Annotated in this window: 3 protein-coding genes; 2 read left to right on the top strand and 1 reads right to left on the bottom strand. The window is 40.1% G+C overall.

Translation table 11 applies throughout. The features are described 5' to 3' along the window. Window positions 1-1,169: lysine 5,6-aminomutase subunit alpha (gene kamD / locus AC3AX0_RS11750; protein ID WP_487550472.1), on the top strand; the 1,169-nt coding region annotated here is incomplete at its 5' end. Continuing rightward, complete coding sequence (gene kamE / locus AC3AX0_RS11745; protein WP_487550471.1) at window positions 1,154-1,930, top strand: lysine 5,6-aminomutase subunit beta; 777 nt, start codon at window positions 1,154-1,156, stop codon at window positions 1,928-1,930. The genes kamD and kamE, both read left to right, overlap by 16 nt. Window positions 1,931-2,083: 153 nt before the next feature. On the opposite strand, the gene AC3AX0_RS11740 is transcribed toward kamE, so the two are convergent. Then, a partial coding sequence (locus AC3AX0_RS11740; RefSeq protein WP_487550470.1) for a glutaredoxin family protein occupies window positions 2,084-2,334 on the bottom strand: 251 nt, incomplete at its 5' end.

Here is a 2,334-nt window from a genome sequence, read left to right as displayed (position 1 = left end):
GAGACAAAAGACAGGAATATATTGACACCATAGGAGAAGGACCAAAGCCTTATCTCTATGTAATAGTTGCAACTGGAAACATCTACGAAGACATCACTCAGGCACAGGCTGCAGCAAGACAGGGAGCAGATATTGTTGCTGTTATAAGAACTACCGCACAGAGTCTTCTTGACTATGTACCATACGGACCTACAACAGAAGGATTCGGTGGAACATATGCAACACAGGAAAACTTCAGGCTTATGAGAAAGGCTCTTGACGAGGTTGGAGAAGAAGTTGGAAAATACATAAGACTCTGCAATTACTGTTCAGGTCTTTGCATGCCGGAAATTGCAGCAATGGGTGCTCTTGAGAGACTTGATGTAATGCTTAATGATGCACTTTACGGAATACTTTTCAGAGACATCAACATGCAGAGAACAATCGTAGACCAGTATTTCTCAAGAATCATAAACGGATATGCTGGAATAATAATAAACACAGGTGAAGACAATTACCTTACTACTGCCGATGCAGTTGAGGAAGCACATACAGTACTTGCTTCACAGTTCATAAATGAGCAATATGCACTTCTTGCAGGAATACCGGAAGAGCAGATGGGACTTGGACATGCTTTTGAAATGAATCCAAAGATTGAAAATGGATTCTTGATGGAGCTTGCACAGGCGCAGATGACAAAGGAAATATTTCCAAATGCTCCACTAAAATACATGCCTCCTACAAAGTTCAAAACGGGAAACATATTCAAGGGTCATGTTCAGGATACACTTTTCAACCTTGTTTCAATTTGGACAGGACAGGGATTGCAGCTTCTTGGAATGCTTACTGAAGCTATCCACACACCATTTCTACAGGATAGGATGCTTTCAATAGAAAATGCACAGTATGTCTTCAACAATGCAAGGGATCTTGGTTCTGAGATAGAGTTCAAGGAAGATGGAATGATTCAGCAAAGAGCACAGTCTGTACTTAAAGATGCAGAAGTAATGCTTAAGGATATAGAAAAAGAAGGAATCTTCTCGACAATCCAGCAGGGCAAGTTCGGCGGAGTCAAGAGACCATTTGACGGCGGAAAAGGTCTTGACGGAGTTGTAGAAAAATCCGATGGATATATTAATCCGTTTATAGCTTTAATGCTTGGAGGTGAAAAAGAATGTCTGCAAAAATAATGGAAATAACTAAAGATAATGTTGATTTAACAAAGGTAAAACCATATGGTGACACACTTAATGATGGAAAGATGCAGCTAAGCTTTACACTTCCCATACCCTACGGTGATGAAGCCGATGAAGCAGCAAAGCAGCTTGCCAGGAAAATGGGAGTTACAGAGCCTAGCGTTGTTTATTCAAGTGACCTGGGAGTAGGATATACCTTTTTCACAATGTATGGAAATGTAAACCATACAGTTGACTATACTGCAATAGAAGTACCTAAGGTTGACGTTGAATTTATGGACAAGTATGGTGTTGAAGACTATATAAAAGAAAATATAAAAAGAGACGTAGTAATCATCGGAGCATGTACAGGATCTGATGCACATACAGTTGGAATAGATGCCATAATGAACATGAAGGGATTTGATGGACATTACGGACTTGAGAGATACAAGGGAGTCGAAGCTGTAAACCTGGGAAGCCAGGTGCCAAACGAAGACCTGGTTGCAAAGGCAATAGAGCTTAATGCTGATGCAATTCTAGTTTCACAGGTTGTAACACAAAAGGACGTTCATATTCCAAACCTTACACAGCTTGTAGAGCTTATGGAAGCAGAAGGAATAAGGGACAAGGTAGTTCTTATCTGCGGTGGTCCAAGACTATCCCACGAGATTGCACAGGAACTTGGATATGATGCAGGCTTCGGACCTGGATCATTCGCAAACCATGTAGCAACCTTCGTAGTAAACCAGATAGTAGATAGAAAACTGGTATAGTTCATAGGAAGAACCGCCCAAAAATACAAAAGGGACGGTTCTTTTTGTATTTTTGGGCGGTTCTTTAAGTTTGAACATTGAAAAACCCCTGGGGAACAGGGGTTTTTCTGAATATATTATTTGGAGGGGTGTTTATTATATGAATTTGGAGGGTTAGTCCAAAAGTGCATCCACTTTATTAGTGTCATAGCCAACTATTTCAGTTCCATCTATAAGAGTTACCGGTACACCCATATGACCCATGGCCATCAACTCTTTTCTTGCATCTGCATCAGTTGATACATTCTTTTCTATGAAATCCACATTCTTTGATTTCAAATAATCCTTCATCATTGTGCAATATGGGCAAGTGCTGCTTGAATATACTTTTATGTCTTTCATTGTGTTGCCTCCTATGTTTTCTT

The organism is Dethiosulfatibacter sp. (genome assembly GCF_983023055.1).
Note: the sequence above shows the minus strand (reverse complement) of the source record. Positions and strands in the feature narration are given on the sequence as shown.